The following is a 17,088-nucleotide window of genomic DNA, read 5'->3' as shown; positions in this document are numbered from 1 at the left end:
GTTCACGCGGCGAGCCGTGCCCTCCCACTTCGGTCGAACGCCTCGCTATTTCTTGCAGGCCGTCGCCGCATCGACCTTGGCCACGTCCGCGCCCCAAAGGCAGACGATATGGTCCAAAGCGAGACCCGTGCGAGCATTGCTGAAGAACACGATGCCGTCGCCAGATTGCGGACGCATCAAGAACTTCGCGCGGAAGCCAGCCTGGTTGCGCCCGTCGTGCCCCACGGCGGTGCTGCCATCCCCCAGGCGCTCGATGAAGTGACCCAGGCCGTAGACCGCCTCACCGGGTGCACGCGGCGTACTCAGCTCCGCGGGGGTGTATAGCTGGGCCAGCTGCGCCGGGGTCAGCGGATGCGCGCCGGCGGTGTTCGCCATGCTGGCAATCATCCAGCGGGCGAAGTCATGGAGGCTGGTGCTCAAGGTCGAAGGCGCCTGTTCGACGTAGTAGCGCATCGGCACGGGCTTGCCATCGTCACCATGTCCCTGCGCCGCGCCGGTCAGCACCTCCGGCGTCATGGCGACACTGCTGTGCTTCATGCCCAGCGGGCGGAACACCAGCTCCCGCGCCAGGTCCGCGTACTTGCGCTGGGTGGTCCGCTCGATGGCCAATTGCATCAGGGTGTAGCCCCCTCCCGAGTACTGGAACTTCGCACCGGCCGGCGCGAACAGCTCCACCCCGCCGCGGCCGTTGGTCTTTCCGGCCAGCGACTCCTCCAGCGTGGGCAGTTCCTTGAAGTCGAGCCAGCCCTGGTACCCGCCCAGCGTCGTGCCCGCGGTGTGCGACAGCAGGCGGCGAATCGTTATCAGGCGAGGGTCGAACGGGCTCTTCGGCAGCGGCCACGGCGACAGCACATCGGCCACCGGCGCATCCAACCGCACGCGTCCCTGCTCGGCCAGGCGCATCGCCACCCAGCTCGCGATGGGCTTCGACAGCGAGGCGGCGATGAACACCGTGTCGGCCGTCACAGGCACCTTGCCGGCATGGTCCGCGAAGCCGAAGCCCTTCGCGTAGACCAGCTTGCCGCCGACAATCAGCCCCACGGCCGCGCCTGGGATGTGGGCCTCTTTCATGAGCGCCGGCACTTCGCGCTCGATGACCTGGACGAACGCCGGGGCGCTCGCGGCCGCGACGAGGGTGCCCCGCGCCGCCTCGACGTCGCGCCCATCGCGGGCCCGGACGGCCGGAGGCGGCCCCGAGGGACTCCGGGCCTGAGCGAGGGACAGCGGAACGAGGAGGGCAAGCAAGGGCACGGCACGCATGGGCGCTGCTCCGAGGAGAAGGAGATGGCGAGGAGGATGCGGGAGCCCGCGCGGCGCGAAGAGTCTCTGTCGCCCAACATCTCGCGGCGTCGCCGGAGTGCAGGTGGGGCGGTGCCACGCCGCGCGCCTTCAACCGGGACCTGGACGCCCACGAGCACCGTGGGCGGGAACGTCATCCTGGGACCTACCGAAAGCCGGGTGCCGCCCGCGAAACGGCTGGCGGCACCCTGGCGTCCCCCAGCGCTACTTGCCCTTGCCCTGCTCCTTCACCCACGAGTCCTTCAGGGTGACGGTGCGGTTGAACACGGGCCGGCCCGGCTGCGAGTCCTTCGGGTCCACGTAGAAGTACCCCAGTCGCTCGAACTGGAAGCGGGACTCCGCCGCGGCGTTCGCCAGCATCGGCTCCACGCGCGCGTTCGTGATGACCTCCAGGCTGTTCGGGTTGAGGAAGGTCGTGAAGTCCTTCGCGTCATCCGAGTCCGGGCTCTCCACCGAGAACAGGCGGTCATACAGCCGCACCTCGACGGAGGGCGCATTCCCCGGCGCCCAGTGCAGCGTGCCCTTCACCTTGCGGCCATCCGGCGAGTCTCCACCCTTCGTCGCCGGGTCATAGGTGCAGCGCAGCTCCACCACCTTGCCGTCCGCGTCCTTGATGACCTCCTTGCAAGTGATGAAGTACGCCGACCGCAGGCGCACCTCCTTGCCCGGCGCCAGCCGGAAGAAGCCCTTCGCGGGGACCTCCATGAAGTCGTCCGCCTCGATGAACAGCTCGCGCATGAACGGCACCTGGCGCGTGCCCATCTCCGGCTTCTGCGGGTGGTTCTGCACCTCCAGCATCTCCACCTGGCCCTCGGGGTAGTTCTCCACCACCACCTTCAACGGACGCAGCACCCCCATCGCGCGGGGCGCCGTGTCGTTGAGGTCCTCGCGGATGCACAACTCCAGCACGCCCATGTCGATGAGCTGCTGCGTCTTGCTGATGCCCGCGCGCGAGGCGAAGTCGCGGATGGACTTCGGCGTGAAGCCCCGGCGGCGCAGGCCGCTGAGCGTCATCATCCGAGGGTCATCCCAACCCGAGACATACTTCTCCGTGACGAGCTTGAGCAGCTTGCGCTTGCTCATCACCGTGTAGTTGAGGTTCAGCCGGTTGAACTCGTACTGGTGCGGCCGGTCGCCCTTGATGAGGCTGTCGACAATCCAGTCATACAGCACCCGCCGGTTCTCGAACTCCAGCGTGCAGATGGAGTGGGTGATGCCCTCGAGCGCGTCCGACAGGCAGTGCGCGAAGTCATAGAGCGGGTAGATGGGCCACGCATCCCCGGTGCGGTGGTGGTGCGCGTGGCGGATGCGATAGATGGGCGGGTCGCGCAACACGGGGTTGGGCGACGCCATGTCGATCTTCGCGCGCAGCGTGTGCTTGCTGTCCGGGAACTCGCCGGCGCGCATCCGCGCGAAGAGGTCCAGGTTCTCCTCCACGGAGCGGGTGCGGTACGGGCTGTCGCGGCCCGGCGTGGTGAAGTCGCCGCGGTACTCGCGAATCTCGTCCGGGGACAGGCTGCACACGTACGCCTTGCCCTGCTTGATGAGCTCCACCGCGAAGTCATAGAGCTTCGGGAAGTAGTCGGACGCGAAGTACTTGCGCTCCTCCCAATCGAAGCCCAGCCACTTCACGTCGCGCTGGATGGACTCGACATAGTCGGTGTCCTCCGTGACGGGGTTGGTGTCGTCGAAGCGCAGGTTGCACAGGCCACCGTATTGCTTCGCCAGCCCGAAGTTCAGGCAGATGGACTTGGCGTGACCAATGTGGAGGTAGCCGTTGGGCTCGGGCGGGAAGCGGGTGAGCACGCGACCGCCGTGCTTCCCCGTGCGCCGGTCTTCCTCGATGATCTCCTGGAGGAAGTTCAGGCCCTGCGTTTCGTTCGTCGTCGTCATGGTGGGGGCGAATCCTCGTGAAGCCGCCCGGAGCCGGCAAGCGATTCCTTGCTCCCCGGCCGTTCCCGGTGTGCCTCGATGCACAACACCCAGAGCCCCCTCCCCCCTTCCGCCCGCCCCTCAGAGGGAGGACAGCAGGGAGTCCCATGCCTCCAGCGCCCTGGCCGCGGACAGGTCCTCCGCCCGCGCCCGCGCCCGGCGGGAGAGGTCCTGGCGGTGCACCTCGTCCGAGACCGCACGCCCCAGCGCCTCGGACAGCGCCTGGGCGTCCTCCACCGGCACCATCACCCCATGCCGGCCATGCTCCAGCACCTCCGCCGGCCCCGACGGGCAGTCCGTGCTGACCACCGGACACCCCAGCGCGAGCGCCTCCAGCAGCACCATGGGCAGGCCCTCGAACCGCGAGGACAGCGCGAACACCGCTGACCTGCGCATCAGCGCATGCGGATTGGCCACGAACCCCGGCATGAAGACCGTGGACTCCACCCCCAACGAGCGCGCCAGGGCCTTCAGTTCGACCTCCAACGAGCCCACCCCGAGGATGAGCAGGTGGTGGTCCACGCCGCGCTGGCGGGCCAGGGCGTGGCCGCGGATGAGGACATCGAAGCCCTTCTGGGGCTCCAGGCGTCCCACCGCGATGACGACGGGTTTCTCGAAGACGGGGGGCGCCCAGTCAGGCAGAGGCGCCTCGGCGGCGGCGCGCACGACGTCGCCGTCCACGAAGTTGGGGATGACCTGGAGCTGTCCGTCAGGCACCGGCACCAGGGCCTGGAAGGAGCGCGCCGTGTCCTGCCCACAGGCGATGATGCGCTGCATGCGCGGGTAGAGAAGACGCAAGCCCCAGAGCTGGCGGCGGGGCTGCTCGCGATGGAACGCGCCCCAGTCGAAGTGGATCATCCCGACCACGGGCTTGCCGAGCAGTCGCCCCGCCAGACACGCCAGCAGCGCCGCGCGCCCCTCCTGGCCCGCGACGATGACGTCGGCCTCGCGCGCGTGGCGCAGCAGGTGCCAGAGGTACAGCGGCAGGTTCTGCCGGTGGTAGTCGTAGGAGTCCGTGGCCCAGGAGACCTGGGCATTCCGAGGCAGCCGGTCCTCCCGCCCCGGTGGCGGCCGGTGGTGGAAGAACAACCGCGTGGCGAAACGCCGGGGGTCCAAGCCCGCCATCACGTTGCACACCGAGCGCTCGATTCCCCCTGAACCCAGGAAAACCAGCGTAAAAAGGACGCGCTTGGGGCGGGAGTCTCGGGTGTCTTTCGCGGCTTCTCGCGGCACAGGTACCAGCATCTGCCCCCAATCACGAGAAGGCTGACCCAGGGTAACCCAAGGACGTACACGCGCCAACCACGCGAATGTGTCATTCCCCCTCGCGCATACACTAGCGAGACTTGATTAAGCTGGCATCCCTCTCCGGGGGCTCCCTTTCCTGTGAAAACATTCCTGAAACCTCGCCCTATCGTCTTGCTGGCGCCGACGCTGGCCATGCTCATGGTGGGCGGTGTGTTGACCTGGCGCGGTCATCGTATCGGCCAGGGGTTGCTTCATCCTCCGCACGTGCCAGTGGAGCGGCCCGTCGCGGGGGAAGAACTCACGGGATTGGAGGACGTGAGCTTCACCAGCGCGGAGGGCCTCGCGCTGCGCGGCTGGTACGTGCCGTCGCGCAACCGCGCCGCGGTGGTGCTGGTGCATGGCTTCGCGGGCAACCGCGCGCAGCTCCTGTTCGAGGCCCGCGCGCTGGCTCGCGCCGGCTACGGCGTGCTGCTGTTCGACCTGCGCGCGCATGGGGAGAGCGGTGGAGACCGCGTGACGTGGGGCGACGCCGAGCGGCGCGACGTGGTGGCCGCGCTGGACTTCGTCTCCCACCGCCAGGACGTGGACCCGGCGAAGCTGGGGCTCTTCGGCTTCTCCATGGGCGGCACCACGTCGCTGCTCGTGGCCGAGTCGGACCCGCGCGTGAAGGCCGTGGCCGCGGCGGGCGCGTATCCCGCGCTGGAGGCGGACGTGTACTCCGGCTACGGCCGCTGGGGCGCGCTGAGCGCGGAGCCCGTGCTGTGGACGCTGCGCGGCGCGGGCGTGGACGTGGACGCGGTGCGCCCCATCGACGGCATGTGTCGCCTGCAAGGACGGCCGCTGCTGCTCGTCAACGGCGACGTGGACCCGGACGCGCCTTCCAAGCTCCAGGCCAGCCTCTTCCGCGCGGCCTGCGAGCCCAAGTCCCTGTGGGTCGTCCCGGGCGCGGGCCATGGCGAGTACTCCCGCGTGGCCCCCGAGGAGTACGCGCGCCGGCTGCGCGAGCACTTCGACCGGGCGCTGCTCGGCGCGAGCTGAGGCGTCACTCCTCCGCGTCGTCCGCGGGCGCCCACGCGGGAGGCGCATCCAGCGCGGGGCGCGTCTTCAACAGCTCATGAGGGCGGAACAGGCCCTTGTAGCGCAGCGACGCGCACGCCTGGACGCGGTAGCCCAGGTACACGTGGGGGATGCCGCGCGAGCGCGCCAGCTCCACCTGGAACACCACGTTCGCCGTGCCCAGCGAGAGCCCCGCGAAGGCCGGGTCGTAGAAGAAGTACACCGCACTCCACGCGTGCGGCGTCTCGTCGCAGATGCCCAGCGCCACCAGCCGCGGGCCGTCCTCCGGGCCGTCGTCGTAGAAGGCCACCTCGCGCGCGGACGGATGCGGGAAGGCGAACTGGAGCGAGTACTCCCGCCCCGTCAACGGTGAGGGCTCCCAGTCCCGCGACACCTCCCGCTCCGCATGCCACGCGCGATAGAGCGCGAGCCGCTCCTCATCCACGCGAGGCCGCCCCACCTCCACGCGCAGGTGCGCGCACGCGGCGCGGGCCCGGCGCTGGCTGCGGTTGGGGCGGAACGTCTCCACCGGGACACGCAGGGAGACACACTCGTGGCAGTCGGCACACGCGGGACGGAAGTACACCGGGCCGAAGCGCCGCCACCCACGCACCAGGAGGTGCTCGTACTCCTCCGGTGACACGTCCTGCATCACCAGGTTCTCGAGCGACGCCTGCCGCTCCGGCAGGTAGCTGCACGGGCGGGGGGCTTCGACTTCATGTGCCAGCAGGCGGGCCATATCCCTCCATGTTCCTCTCCGGCGTCTGGCCCGCCGTCAAGTCCAACGCGGTGGGTCCAAAAGCCTCGCGAACAGCGCGTCCGCCCCCCTCCCCTCCAGACAGGCCCGTGGCATGGCGACTGCACTCTCCCCAGGCGACTCCCTCACAAGGCGGATGCACATGGCCCGAGACTGCCCGAGGTCCTGGATGGACCTGCCCTCTCAAGAGGAACCCGAGGCCGAGGCCATTCGACCCCAGGGCCTGCGCCTGGTGCCCACCTGGCCGCTTGCCGCCCCCCGCCTTCACCACGACTGGCCAACGCCACACGAGGAAGGGGAGAATGCATCCCAGGTCGACGTAGACCCCAGGGGGGAGCCCGATGACTTCGAATTCGCGGTCGCAAGCTACTGAAGCCGCGTCGGAGCAGGACGCCGACGCGTCGGAGCAGAACGAGTCTTCTCACCCTCATCCACTTCGAGAACGGACAACCCCCGCATCCCTTGCGCACCCGGCGGCCGGGCGCGCACGACTCGCGGGCGATGCGCTTCCCCGGCAAGGCGGCTTCTCAGCCCCCGGCGCGAACGCGTATAAGTCAGACATGTCCGCAATCGATGTCTCCGTGGTGATGCCCACCCACCGGAGAGAAAAGGAAGTGGTGGAGGCCATCCGCTCGGTGCTCCGCCAAGAGGGGGTCCAGGTGGAGGTCATCGTCCTGGACGACACGCCAGAGGGCACCGCGCGAGCACCGGTGGAGGCGCTGGGTGACGCTCGCGTGCGCTACGTGGTGAACGACCCGCCGTCCAAGGGCCGCCCCGCGGTGGTGCGCAACCACGGCGTGTCGCTGGCCAAGGGGCGCTACCTGCACTTCCTGGACGACGACGACATGCTCGCGGACGGGGCGCTGCACGCCATGGTGAGCTCGCTGGACGCGCGGCCCCAGGCGGGCGTGGCGGTGGGCTGGGTGGTGCCGTTCGGCGACGACGCGGACTGGCTCAAGGACAAGAGCGACTACTTCCAGTGGGCCGCCAAGGTGGGCGCCAGCACGCCCAGCAGCCTGTGGACGGTGGCGCACATCCTCTTCCGCGGCACGCTGTATGTGAATTCGGCGTGCATGATTCGCCGCGAGCACTTCGCGGCGCTGGGCGGCTTCGACGCCAGCATCCCCGTCTACGAGGACGTGGACTTCTACCTGCGCGGCATCCGCGCCTACGGCCACGTCTACGTCGACCGGCCCATCCTCCACTACCGCACCGGCCGGCCGTCGCTGATGCACAACCTGGGCAAGGACGGCACGCTGGTGATGCAGTCCAACGACATGATTCACGGCAAGTACCGCAAGACGAACGGCATGCTCGAGTACCGGCTGCTGCAGCTGTGCATGCGGGCGTTTCCCTTCGGCCTCGCCAAGCGTCTGCCGACCTTGTGGTTGCCGAAGCCGGGCCGGGTGCCATGAGTCTCAAGAGTCGTTTCGTCGGAACCGCCAAGCGGCAGATGAAGCAGACGCTGCGGCCCGTGCTCCAGCGGGCCATGGCGCCCGCGCGCACGGAGATTCCCGCCTCGTACTGGGGCCTGGAGCGAGAGCCCTCCCAGGGCCTGACGCTGGAGGGCGTGCCGCTCAAGGAGTTGGTGGAGCGCTGGGGGTCGCCGCTGCACGTGGTGCACCTGGCGGCGCTGCGCCGCAACGCGGAGCGCTTCCAGGCGGTGCCGCCGGGGTGCACGGCCGGCTGCGAGGTCTTCTACTCGTACAAGACGAACCCGGTGCCCGGGGTGCTCTCCGTGCTGCACGGGATGGGCGTGGGCGCCGAGATCATCTCCGCCTATGAGCTGTGGCTGGCGCTGAAGCTGGGCGTGCCCGCGGACCGCATCGTCTACAACGGCCCGGTGAAGTCGGAGGCCTCCGTGCGCGAGGCCATCAGCCAGGGCATCCAGCTGCTGGCCGCCAACCACGCGGAGGAGCTGGGCAGCTTCGCGCGCATCGCCGCGGAGGTGGGCAAGCGGCCTCGCGTGGCGGTGCGGGTGAGCACGGACAGCGGCTGGGCGGCGCAGTTCGGCACGCCCATCGCGGGAGGCGCGGCGCTCCGGGCGTACGCGCAGGCGCGGGCCTCCGCGAACCTGGACGTCGTGGGCCTGCACGCGCACCGGGGCGCCACCATCCGCACCGAGGGCGAGTTCACCGGCTTCGTCGAAGCAGTGCTGGCCTTCACGGACACGCTGCACCTGGAGCTGGGGCTGGACCTGGAGGTGCTGGATCTGGGCGGCAGCCTCTGCACGCCCTCGGTGGAGCACATCGCCGAGCGCGACTGGCGGCTCAACCTCACCTTCTTCCGCGACGTGCCCGCACCGGACCCCGCCCAGGCGCTGGGCATCTCCCGGTATGTCTCGCTCGCGGTGGAGATGGTGGAGTCGCACTACGCGCGCCAAGGGCGCCAGCGGCCTCGCATCTTCCTGGAGCCGGGCCGCGCCATGACGGGCGACACGCAGCTGCTCCTGGGACGCGTGCACACGCTCAAGTCGGGTGAGGACCGGACGTGGGCCGTCCTCGACATGGGCGTCAACCATGCCGAGTGCGTGCGCAACGAGTACCACCAGCTCTTCCACGTGGACCGGCCGGACGCGCCGGCCTCGCGCGTGTACACGGTGGTGGGCCCCATCTGCACGCCAGGGGACACGCTGTACCACGCCAAGCGCCTGCCGGACCTCGTGCCGGGCGACACGCTGGCCATCATGGACGCGGGCGCGTACTTCGTGCCGTTCGCCACGTCGTTCTCGTATCCCCAGCCCGCCATCATCGCGCTGGAGGAGGACGGCACGGACCGGCTCCTGCGACGGGCGGAGACGTTCGAGGACCAGGTGGCGCTCGACGCGGTGGACCCGGTGCAGGTGAACCGGGCCCAGCAGAACAAGACCGAGGCCGCGTGAGGCTGTCGGGCCGCCCGGGAGTCCTGGGCGGCCCGTCTCCCGCGGCGACTACCGGTTGAGCACCATCATCCGGAGGAAGGCACGGGGGTGGCGCGCGGAGCCGTAGACAATCTGCGCCACCTCCACCGCCGAAGGCATCATGTCATCCGAGTCGATGAGCGGGTCCACCGCCACGTCCCGGTGGGACTGCAGCCAGCGGCGCCACTGACGGGCCTCGTCCGCGGGGAGCGCGCCCGACAGCCGCTGGAGGTTGAGCAGCATCTCCAGGGCGATGCGGTTGCAGAACACCTCGCCCTTGCCCTTCCACGCGCGCGCGGCCGCCACCACGTCCCCGAGCGCGTCCGAATCCCCCACCGCCGCGTGGTACGCCATGAGCGGCAGCGGCAGGCCCCGGGCGATGTCGAAGCCCATCTGCCCGTAGTAGCGGGGGTTGAAGTCGATGAGGAGGAACGAATCCTTCGTCTGGATGAACTCCACCTCGAACACGCCGTGGTAGCCCAGCTTCTGGCACAGGCGCTTGAGGCCGTCCGCCAGGTCCTGGCGCACGGGCGCGGACTCGAAGCAGACGCCCACGCCCAGCCGGCGCGGACGCTGGAGCACCTTCATGGCGCCGCGCACCTCGAACACGTCGCCCGTCTCGTCCACGAAGCCCGACAGGCTGTAGATGCCCTGGGCGGCCTCCGGATGGAACTCCTGCACCATGGGGCGCGCGACGGCCGGGTCGAAGTCCACCAGCATGGGCGCGTACCCATCGCGGGCGAAGGCGCGGTACTCCTCGACGAGCTGCGAGGGCTCCGCGACGGGCAGGCCCTTCCTGTGCGTGGAGTAGAGGATCTGCGTCGTCGGCTTGATGAGGACCGGGAAGCGGGCCTCGCGGGAGATGGCCTCCAGGTCCGCCTCCGACTCGGGGAACCAGGTGCGCGGCAGCGTCAGGCCGGCCTGCTGGCCCGCCTCGAAGAGCTTGCGCTTGTTGAGCAGCCCGTAGACCGCCTCCACGCCGGGGTCATAGAGGTGGAAGTACTTGGAGAGCTCCTCGGCGTGGACGGAGACGAGCCACGCCAGCTCGTCGCTCGTGGGGTACAGCACGTGCCGGCGCGGCTCGCTCCTGCCGAAGTCCAGCAGCCACGCGAGGAAGGCCTCGGGCTGGGACTCGGGAGGGCACTGCACGCGGCGCCCGACGAAGCGGGACCAGCTCGCGGGGCCCAGCTTCCCGGGGTCCGCCACGGCGACGTCGATTCCATTGCGCCCGAAGCAGCGCGCGGCGGCGAGCGTGCCATAGAAGCTCGCGGAGAAGAGCAGCACCGGCGGACGATGTTCCTCGCGCCCGCGCACCGCCTGCTCCACCTTCACGTGTTCTGCCTCCACCTGTGGTGTCTCCAGTCTTTCCACATCCTCGGCCCTGCGCGAGCGCGAGGACGGTCCTCGCACCGGGGCCTGGGCCCTCGCCATGACGGCGGAGGCCTGCGTCGAAGCGAGCATCGCGGTGCCCGCGGCAAGCCCGGCGGTGAGGAGTGAGAGAATGTGTCGTTTCATGTCCAGGGGACGCAACATAGCGTCCCCTCACCCCATTTGCCGCTGTCGGGTTCACTTCGTGACGCCTGTTTGGAGCGCGAACGAAAACGGGCTGACGGGACGCCCCCCACCCAGCGGGTCCAGCGCGACGACTTGCTGAGTTCCGTACCAAGTCCGTGTCCCCCATCGCACGGAGACCTCGCGTGTCGGACAGGCACCGCGTGTCAGGGAGGGACGCCGCCGTCGGGCCTCCACACGAGGTAGCCCGAGTCGAGCAGCCAGGAGTCCACCACCACCCCGCTCACCCGCGTGGCCAGGCGGGTGACGGACTCGCGGAAGGCGTCGGCGGGGAGGGTGTAACCGGTGTCACGGGCGTGTTGCCAGACCTGGTTCCACGACTCGAAGAAGGCGTGCATCGGCTCTCCAGGGCGCACGCGGCGGCGGAGATCTCTTGGGAGCCAGTCGCGGAACTGCCAGGGGGCGAAGCCGTGGCGGAAGGTGGTGTGGAACAGCAGGGCTTCGCGCGTGGGTGGGAGGTCCGCGCTGTCGGCGGGTCGACGCAGCAGGTGCGCGGTGAGCACCGCGCCCTCCGGGTCGGCGCTGCCCTCGACGAGCAATCCTGAGGGAAGGAGGAAACGGCCAAGGGTGTGGTGGACCTCGGGGACACGCTCGACGGGGCCCTGACGCAGCACGTTCATGGCCCGCACGAGACGGGCGGGTTCATCCGCCGTGAGCGGAAGCTCGAAGCCGCCCTGGCGGAAGTGGGTGCGAGGCCCCGCGTGGACGTGCGCGGCCTGGGCTCGTGCGGCGTCCAGCTCCACGCCGACCACGGAGAGCTCCGGGTGGAGCGAGCGGAACGCCTCCGCGCTCTCCAGTGTGGTCCAGGGGTGCTCGCCGAAGCCCACGTCGACGAAGACACCGTGGGCCCAGGGGCCATCGGTGCGCGTGAGCAGGCCGGGCTCGAAGCGGCACAGGTAGGCATCCAGTGCGCGCAGGCGCCCCGGAGAGGTGCGCCCCCGTGTCTTCGCGTCGAGCGTGGACATGTCACGCACTTCGACCAGAGGCGCCCCACGCGTCAAGTCTCGCGGGCGGCATTTTCGCAAGGCCTTCCAGGCCATTAGGCTGGACGTGTGCCTCCAGCCTCCGCTCTTACCTGCCCCGGCTGTCAGTCGCCTCGCGTGGAGGGGGCTGAGTGTCCTCGCTGCGGCATCATCTACGCACGAGCCGATGCCCGCGCCGCGCGCAAGGCCGAGCAGGAACGTGCAGCCACGACACATGCCTCCTCGCAACGGGCTGCGATGCGCCCCCGCGAAGTGCCGGCTCACGATGCACCGACCTCCGCCGCGCAACGCGTCAGCGCAGCGGCGGCGCGAGAAGCCTGGGCATCGCGAACCGCCCCCGCTTCGGAGGCGAACCACCCCGATGCGCGGCGTTCCCCGGCGGACACCGCGAGCGCGGCGGCGGCGCGAGAAGCCTGGGCATCGCGAGCCGCATCCTCCTCGGAGGCGAACCACCCCGATGCGCGGCGCTCCGCAGCAGACACCGCGAGCGCGGCCGCGGCACGAGAAGCCTGGGCACCGAGCACGGCCTCCTCCTCGGAGCCAGCACGTTCCGATGCAGGGTTCTCCACGGAGGACAGCTCCCACGCGGTGGCTCCACACGAAGTCCGTGCCTCCCCGCCAGGGCCCACGGAATCACCGTGGCCACGACATGAACGCGACTCCACCGCCCTGCCCCATCCCACCTCATTCTCCCTCGACGATGCGCTCTCCCGATTCGATGCGGCCACCCCCCCCGACGACTCCGAGCACCTCCACGAGTTGAGGCTGCGCGTGGTCGTCATCCCCATCGCGCTGGTGCTCGGCTACCTGGCGGCCACGGGCTCGATGAACTTCATCGTCCGCCTGGTGACCATGTACGTCCACGAGCTGGGCCACGCCGTCACCGCGTGGCTCTGCGGCATCCCCGCCATTCCCGGCCCGTGGGTCACCCCGACGGGCGAGAAGCGCTGGTATTGGATGGCCCTCCTCCTCACCGGCGCGCTCGCGCTGTGGGCCTGGACCGGCAGGAGACATCACCGTCGCGACTGGCTCGCGGGGGCCACGGTCCTCCTCGCCCTTCAGCTCGTCTGCACGTTCGGCCTCTCCCTGGACCGCGCCCAGGCCCTCATCTCCTTCGGCGGGGACGCCGGCATGCTGGTCCTCGGCACCGTGCTGATGGGCACCTTCTACGTGCGCCCCGGCAGCTACCTGCACGCGAAGGGACTCCGCTGGGGCTTCGTGGGCATCGGCGCCCTCGCCTTCTGGGACGCCTTCCACCTCTGGTGGTCCGCGCGAACCGACGCGGAGGCCATCCCCTTCGGCCGCATCGAGGGCGTCGGCCTGAGCGACGCGAGCACCCTCGTGGAGACCTACGGCTGGGCCGAGAGCGACCTCATCGGCCGCCACGTCGTGCTGGGCATCGCCTGCCTCACGGCCCTCGCGGCGCTCTACGCGCTGACCCTCTATCGCGGGCGGGCCCACCTTCGCGCCGCCCTGCGAGCGCTCCCCTTCCAGGACGGGTGAACAGACGCCCCAGGTTGTGACAGGGGTACGGAACCCCGGTACCCTCCGCCCCACATGGCACATCCCGCCCAGCCGCTCCCGTCCTCGGAGCCCCCTTCGTCCTCGGCTCCCGCGTCCCCCGACTCAGTGCAACCGCGCTTCGGCTGGCTGCCCCCCATCGGCTCGTGGAAATACCATGTGCTGCTCAGCGCCGTGGCGCTGCTCATCCTCGGCCCGCTGGGTGGCATCGCCGCCTCGTACATGAACTTCAGCGTGGGCTTCTTCATCGGCGGCCAGGTGCTCGCGGGCATCCTCGGCAGCGCCGTGACGTACGGCTACGGCGCGGAAGGCAAGCACGGCGCCAACTACATGCAGACGATGGCCGCGTCGGTGGCCTCGCTGTGCGCCATGTCCGTGCTCATCCAGGCCATGGTGTGGATGGGCATGGACATGCCCCCCGCGTGGCACCTGATGCTCTTCGTCGGCTGCGTGGGCATGTTCGCCGTGGGCGTGGGCATGCTCTACACGCCGCTGCTCGTCGACAAGCTCCAGCTCGACTACCCGTCCGGCTTCGCGGTGGCCAACATCCTGCGCGCGCTGACGGACAAGCGCCTGCTCAAGGCCTCCATCTCCAAGCTGGGAGGTGGCTCGCTCCTGGGCGCCGGCGCCGCGTGGCTGACGGAGAAGGTCGCGTTCTTCGCCGCCATCAGCACCAGCGCCGCCACGCTCGGCGGCGGCATGATTGTCGGCAGCCGCATCACCGTCCCCGCGATGGTGATGGCCGTGCTGGGCGCGTGGCAGTTGCCCTATCTGCGTGAACTCGGCTGGCTGGGGGCCCAGGACCCGTTCCGCAAGGTGGGCTTCCTCATCGGCCTCGCGATGATTTGCGGCGCGGCGGTGGTGGACCTCGCGCTGCTCGCGGGACAAGCCCTCGCGCGCATCCGCGCCCGGGCCAGCGCCGAGGAGAGCAACGAGCCGGCGTGGAAGAAGGTCAACATGCCCCGGCTCCTCGCCTGGGTGGTGAGCTGGGGCGCGGCGACGCTGCTCGTGGGCACGCTGGTGCTGGGTCAGCCGGTGGTCTGGCTCCTGTTCGGCCTGGGCCTGGCGCTGCTCTTCGTCCTCATCAACGGCATCTCCTACGGCATCACCGACCAGAACCCCATCTCCAGCGCGTTCGTCATCTCCATCATGCTCATGTCGCTGATGGGCCTGAAGAACCCGCTCGTCGCGCTGATGGCGGCCACCATCCTGCTCATCTCCACCTCCGTGGGCTGTGACATGCAGCAGGACCGCTCCACGGGCTGGCGCCTGGGCACCAACCGCAACGTCCAGTTCCGCTACCAGGTCATGGGCGTCATCATGGGCGCGATGCTGTGCGTGGGCCTTGCGCGCGTCTTCATGACGGCCTACCCCACCCTCACCATCAACCAGCTCGACAACCCCAACGTCCCCGTGGGCCAGTGGGGCTCCGCGATGACGTACAAGCTGGTGGGCGCCATCCGCGACCTGGGCTCGCTGTCCGACGCCAAGGTGAAGGCCATGCTCTACGGCCTCGCCATCGGCTTCGTCATCCAGGTGCTGCGCAAGGTGGTCAACGGGCACGCCGGCTACAAGCGCTACATCAAGAGCTCGCGCGCGGGCTTCGCGCTCGGGTGGACCATGGACTCCATCGTGCTGGCCAGCCCCTATGCGCTGTCCTTCGGCGGCTTCGTCGCCTTCCCCGCCGCGATGTGGTTCGGCGCGGGCGGTGTCATCGCCTCCGTGTGGAACACCGTCACGAAGAAGCTGGCCCCGCCCGCCTCGGGCAGCCCCGCCGAGGGTGAGGCGCTCCCCGAGGACATGAGCACCATGTCCCTGGTCGGCGGCGGACTCATCGCCGGCGAGTCCCTCTTCTTCCTCATCGCCGGACTGGTGGGCCTCGCGTCGCTGCTGGCCTGACGCGGGGCGTGACCCCCCAGGGGTTGACCCCTTCGCGCCGGAGTCGGGTCAACCCTTGGCGCCCACCGTCGCACCTGTGAAAGCATACGCACACGGTGTCCGTCAGGGATGCCCTCAACACCACTCAACAGGGGTTGTCATGAAGCGTGTGCTCGCGGTGATGGCGGCGTTCATCAGTGTCGCGTGGCTGGGCTGTGGTGAGCCTCTTCCCGAAGAAGCCTCTCAGGAGCCGCTGTCCACGGAGGAGGTCTCCCAGGCGCCCCGGGAGCTCACCACCTGCTCGGCCGGCTACGTCGCGTGCTCCGACATGGTGGGACGGGGCTGCAGGGTGGAGAACCCCTGTTGCGATGGCGAGTACGTCAGCTGGTGCGCCTGCGTGGACCGGCGCTACAGCTGCTGAGCCTCTCGCTCGCCAGGCCTGTCCCGCGGGTCCGGTTGACAATTCCCGGGCCCGCCTGCATTTTGTTTGTCGTGAGCTCCGTCATCTCCACTACGACCACCCGCACCACGACTCGCTACGGCGGGTGTGGAGCGGTGCGCGTCGTCGAGTGAGCTGACGACCCGCACGGCTTTTCGCCCCGCCTTTCCGGCCGGGGCAGCCGTGCGCTCGCTCAGTGCTCCGTCCGGCAAGGCACTTCACCCTTTCCGCACACGGAGACGCAGCACATGCTCGACGAACACGACCACCGCGCCCTGGGCCAACGCCTGGACCTCTTCCACCTGCAGGAGGAGGCCCCCGGCATGGTCTTCTGGCACCCCCGAGGCTTCCAACTCTATCGCCTGCTGGAGGAACACGTCCGGCAGCGCATGCGGCGCGAGGGCTACCTCGAGGTCCGCTCGCCGCAGATCTACGCCCAGCCGCTGTGGGAGCGCAGCGGCCACTGGGAGAACTTCCGCGAGAACATGTTCCTCATCCAGGACGGCGCTCGCTCCCTGGGCGTGAAGCCCGTCAACTGCCCCGGCCACATCGAGATGGTGCAGCGCATGGCCCCCAGCTACAGGGACTTGCCGCTGCGGCTCGGTGAGTTCGGGCTGGTGCACCGCAGTGAGCCCGGAGGCGCGCTGCACGGCCTGTTCCGCCTGCGTCAGTTCACGCAAGACGACGGGCACATCTTCTGTGCCCCCGAGCAGGTGGTGGAGGAGGTCGTCCACTTCGTCCGCTCGCTGAAGGAGTTCTACGCGGGCTTCGGCTTCGATGACGTCCAGGTCGCCTTCTCCGACAGGCCCCAGGCCCGGGCGGGCAGCGATGCGTTGTGGGACCAGGCGGAGGAGTGGCTCGCCGCCGCCGCGAGCCAGGCCGGGCTGGCCTACAAGCTCCAGCCGGGCCAGGGCGCCTTCTACGGCCCCAAGCTGGAGTTCGTCCTCAAGGACAGGCTGGGGCGCGAGTGGCAGTGCGGGACGATTCAGCTCGACCTCGTCCTGCCCGAGCGCTTCGACCTGCGCTACCAGGACGCCTCCGGCGCGCGCGTGCGTCCGGTGATGCTTCACCGGGCGCTGCTCGGCAGCCTGGAGCGCTTCATCGGCGTGCTGCTGGAGCACCACGGGGGCTCGCTCCCCGCGTGGCTGGCTCCCGAGCAGGTGGTCGTGGCCCCCATCGGCCAGGCGGCGGTGGACTACGCGCAGCGCTTCGCCTCCGCGCTCCGGCGCGCGGGCTGCCGCGTCCGCGTGGACGTCCGCGACGAGTCGCTGTCCCGCAAGGTGTCGGACTCGCATCAAGCGGGAGTCCCGTGGCTCGCGGTGGTGGGAGCGCGTGAAGTCGAGGCGGGCTCGGTCCGCCTGCGTCCTCGCCAGGGCGCACAGAAGGACGCGTCGTGGGACGAAGCCGTCGCGGAGCTGCGAGCCGCGTGCGGACTCGACTCCGACGTTTGAGGAAGTGACTCTGGGGGGCGGACGAAGGACACCTCGTCCGCCCCTTCTTCGAA

At 69.7% G+C, this 17,088-nt stretch carries 14 protein-coding genes; 7 read left to right on the top strand and 7 right to left on the bottom strand.

Annotated features, from left to right (window positions below):
• Nucleotides 1–45: 45 nt before the first annotated feature.
• The 3 genes from MYSTI_RS13480 to MYSTI_RS13470 form a co-directional block, all read right to left on the bottom strand.
• Nucleotides 46–1,260, bottom strand: coding sequence for a serine hydrolase domain-containing protein (locus tag MYSTI_RS13480; RefSeq protein ID WP_015348310.1), 1,215 nt, complete (start codon nt 1,258–1,260; stop codon nt 46–48).
• A gap of 243 nt (nt 1,261–1,503) precedes the next feature.
• Nucleotides 1,504–3,192, bottom strand: coding sequence for a glutamine--tRNA ligase/YqeY domain fusion protein (locus MYSTI_RS13475; protein ID WP_015348309.1), 1,689 nt, complete (start codon nt 3,190–3,192; stop codon nt 1,504–1,506).
• A 120-nt stretch (nt 3,193–3,312) separates the two neighbouring features.
• On the bottom strand, nt 3,313–4,476 hold the full coding sequence (locus tag MYSTI_RS13470; RefSeq protein ID WP_015348308.1) for a glycosyltransferase: 1,164 nt from the start codon (nt 4,474–4,476) through the stop codon (nt 3,313–3,315).
• A 174-nt stretch (nt 4,477–4,650) separates the two neighbouring features.
• Here MYSTI_RS13470 and MYSTI_RS13465 point away from each other — a divergent pair, with 174 nt between their 5' ends.
• The gene (locus MYSTI_RS13465; protein WP_233278261.1) at nt 4,651–5,517 is read left to right on the top strand and encodes an alpha/beta hydrolase; all 867 of its coding nucleotides are present in this window, start codon (nt 4,651–4,653) and stop codon (nt 5,515–5,517) included.
• A gap of 4 nt (nt 5,518–5,521) precedes the next feature.
• Here the strand turns inward: MYSTI_RS13465 and MYSTI_RS13460 are convergent, their stop codons facing one another.
• Entirely contained in the window at nt 5,522–6,274 is a 753-nt protein-coding gene (locus MYSTI_RS13460) for an arginyltransferase (RefSeq protein WP_015348306.1), read from the bottom strand.
• Between the two features lie 578 nt (nt 6,275–6,852).
• On the opposite strand from MYSTI_RS13460, the gene MYSTI_RS13450 reads away from it, so the two are divergent.
• Nucleotides 6,853–7,707, top strand: a complete 855-nt coding sequence (locus MYSTI_RS13450; RefSeq protein WP_015348305.1) for a glycosyltransferase family 2 protein — start codon at nt 6,853–6,855, stop codon at nt 7,705–7,707.
• Nucleotides 7,704–9,173 carry a type III PLP-dependent enzyme domain-containing protein gene (locus tag MYSTI_RS13445; protein WP_015348304.1) on the top strand — a complete coding sequence of 490 codons (1,470 nt, stop codon included), beginning with the start codon at nt 7,704–7,706 and terminating at the stop codon, nt 9,171–9,173. Before MYSTI_RS13450 ends, MYSTI_RS13445 begins: the two co-directional genes overlap by 4 nt.
• Nucleotides 9,174–9,221: 48 nt before the next feature.
• Here MYSTI_RS13445 and MYSTI_RS13440 read toward each other — a convergent pair whose 3' ends face one another.
• The 3 genes from MYSTI_RS13440 to MYSTI_RS43805 all read right to left on the bottom strand — a co-directional run bounded on the left by MYSTI_RS13440 (nt 9,222) and on the right by MYSTI_RS43805 (nt 12,315).
• Nucleotides 9,222–10,706 (bottom strand): carboxylate--amine ligase, encoded by a 1,485-nt coding sequence (locus MYSTI_RS13440; RefSeq protein WP_233278260.1) that lies wholly within the window; start codon nt 10,704–10,706, stop codon nt 9,222–9,224.
• Nucleotides 10,707–10,909: 203 nt separating this feature from the next.
• Nucleotides 10,910–11,728 (bottom strand): class I SAM-dependent methyltransferase, encoded by an 819-nt coding sequence (locus MYSTI_RS13435; RefSeq protein WP_015348302.1) that lies wholly within the window; start codon nt 11,726–11,728, stop codon nt 10,910–10,912.
• Between the two features lie 278 nt (nt 11,729–12,006).
• Nucleotides 12,007–12,315 (bottom strand): hypothetical protein, encoded by a 309-nt coding sequence (locus MYSTI_RS43805; protein ID WP_169558589.1) that lies wholly within the window; start codon nt 12,313–12,315, stop codon nt 12,007–12,009.
• A 202-nt stretch (nt 12,316–12,517) separates the two neighbouring features.
• Between MYSTI_RS43805 and MYSTI_RS43800 the strand changes: the two genes are divergently transcribed.
• The 4 genes from MYSTI_RS43800 (at nt 12,518) to thrS (ending at nt 17,035) form a co-directional block, all read left to right on the top strand.
• Nucleotides 12,518–13,249 (top strand): hypothetical protein, encoded by a 732-nt coding sequence (locus MYSTI_RS43800; RefSeq protein WP_015348301.1) that lies wholly within the window; start codon nt 12,518–12,520, stop codon nt 13,247–13,249.
• A gap of 54 nt (nt 13,250–13,303) precedes the next feature.
• Nucleotides 13,304–15,166: an OPT/YSL family transporter gene (locus MYSTI_RS13425; protein ID WP_015348300.1), complete on the top strand. Its 1,863-nt coding sequence runs from the start codon at nt 13,304–13,306 to the stop codon at nt 15,164–15,166.
• A gap of 139 nt (nt 15,167–15,305) precedes the next feature.
• Nucleotides 15,306–15,566, top strand: coding sequence for a hypothetical protein (locus tag MYSTI_RS13420; protein ID WP_144370073.1), 261 nt, complete (start codon nt 15,306–15,308; stop codon nt 15,564–15,566).
• 266 nt (nt 15,567–15,832) lie between these two features.
• Nucleotides 15,833–17,035, top strand: coding sequence for a threonine--tRNA ligase (gene thrS, locus MYSTI_RS13415; RefSeq protein WP_015348299.1), 1,203 nt, complete (start codon nt 15,833–15,835; stop codon nt 17,033–17,035).
• The last annotated feature ends 53 nt before the right edge of the window (nt 17,036–17,088 follow it).

The organism is Myxococcus stipitatus DSM 14675 (assembly GCF_000331735.1).
GTDB classification, from domain to species: Bacteria; Myxococcota; Myxococcia; order Myxococcales; family Myxococcaceae; genus Myxococcus; species Myxococcus stipitatus.
The sequence above is the reverse complement of the archived record's forward strand: the minus strand, read 5'-3'. Positions and strand labels throughout refer to the sequence as shown.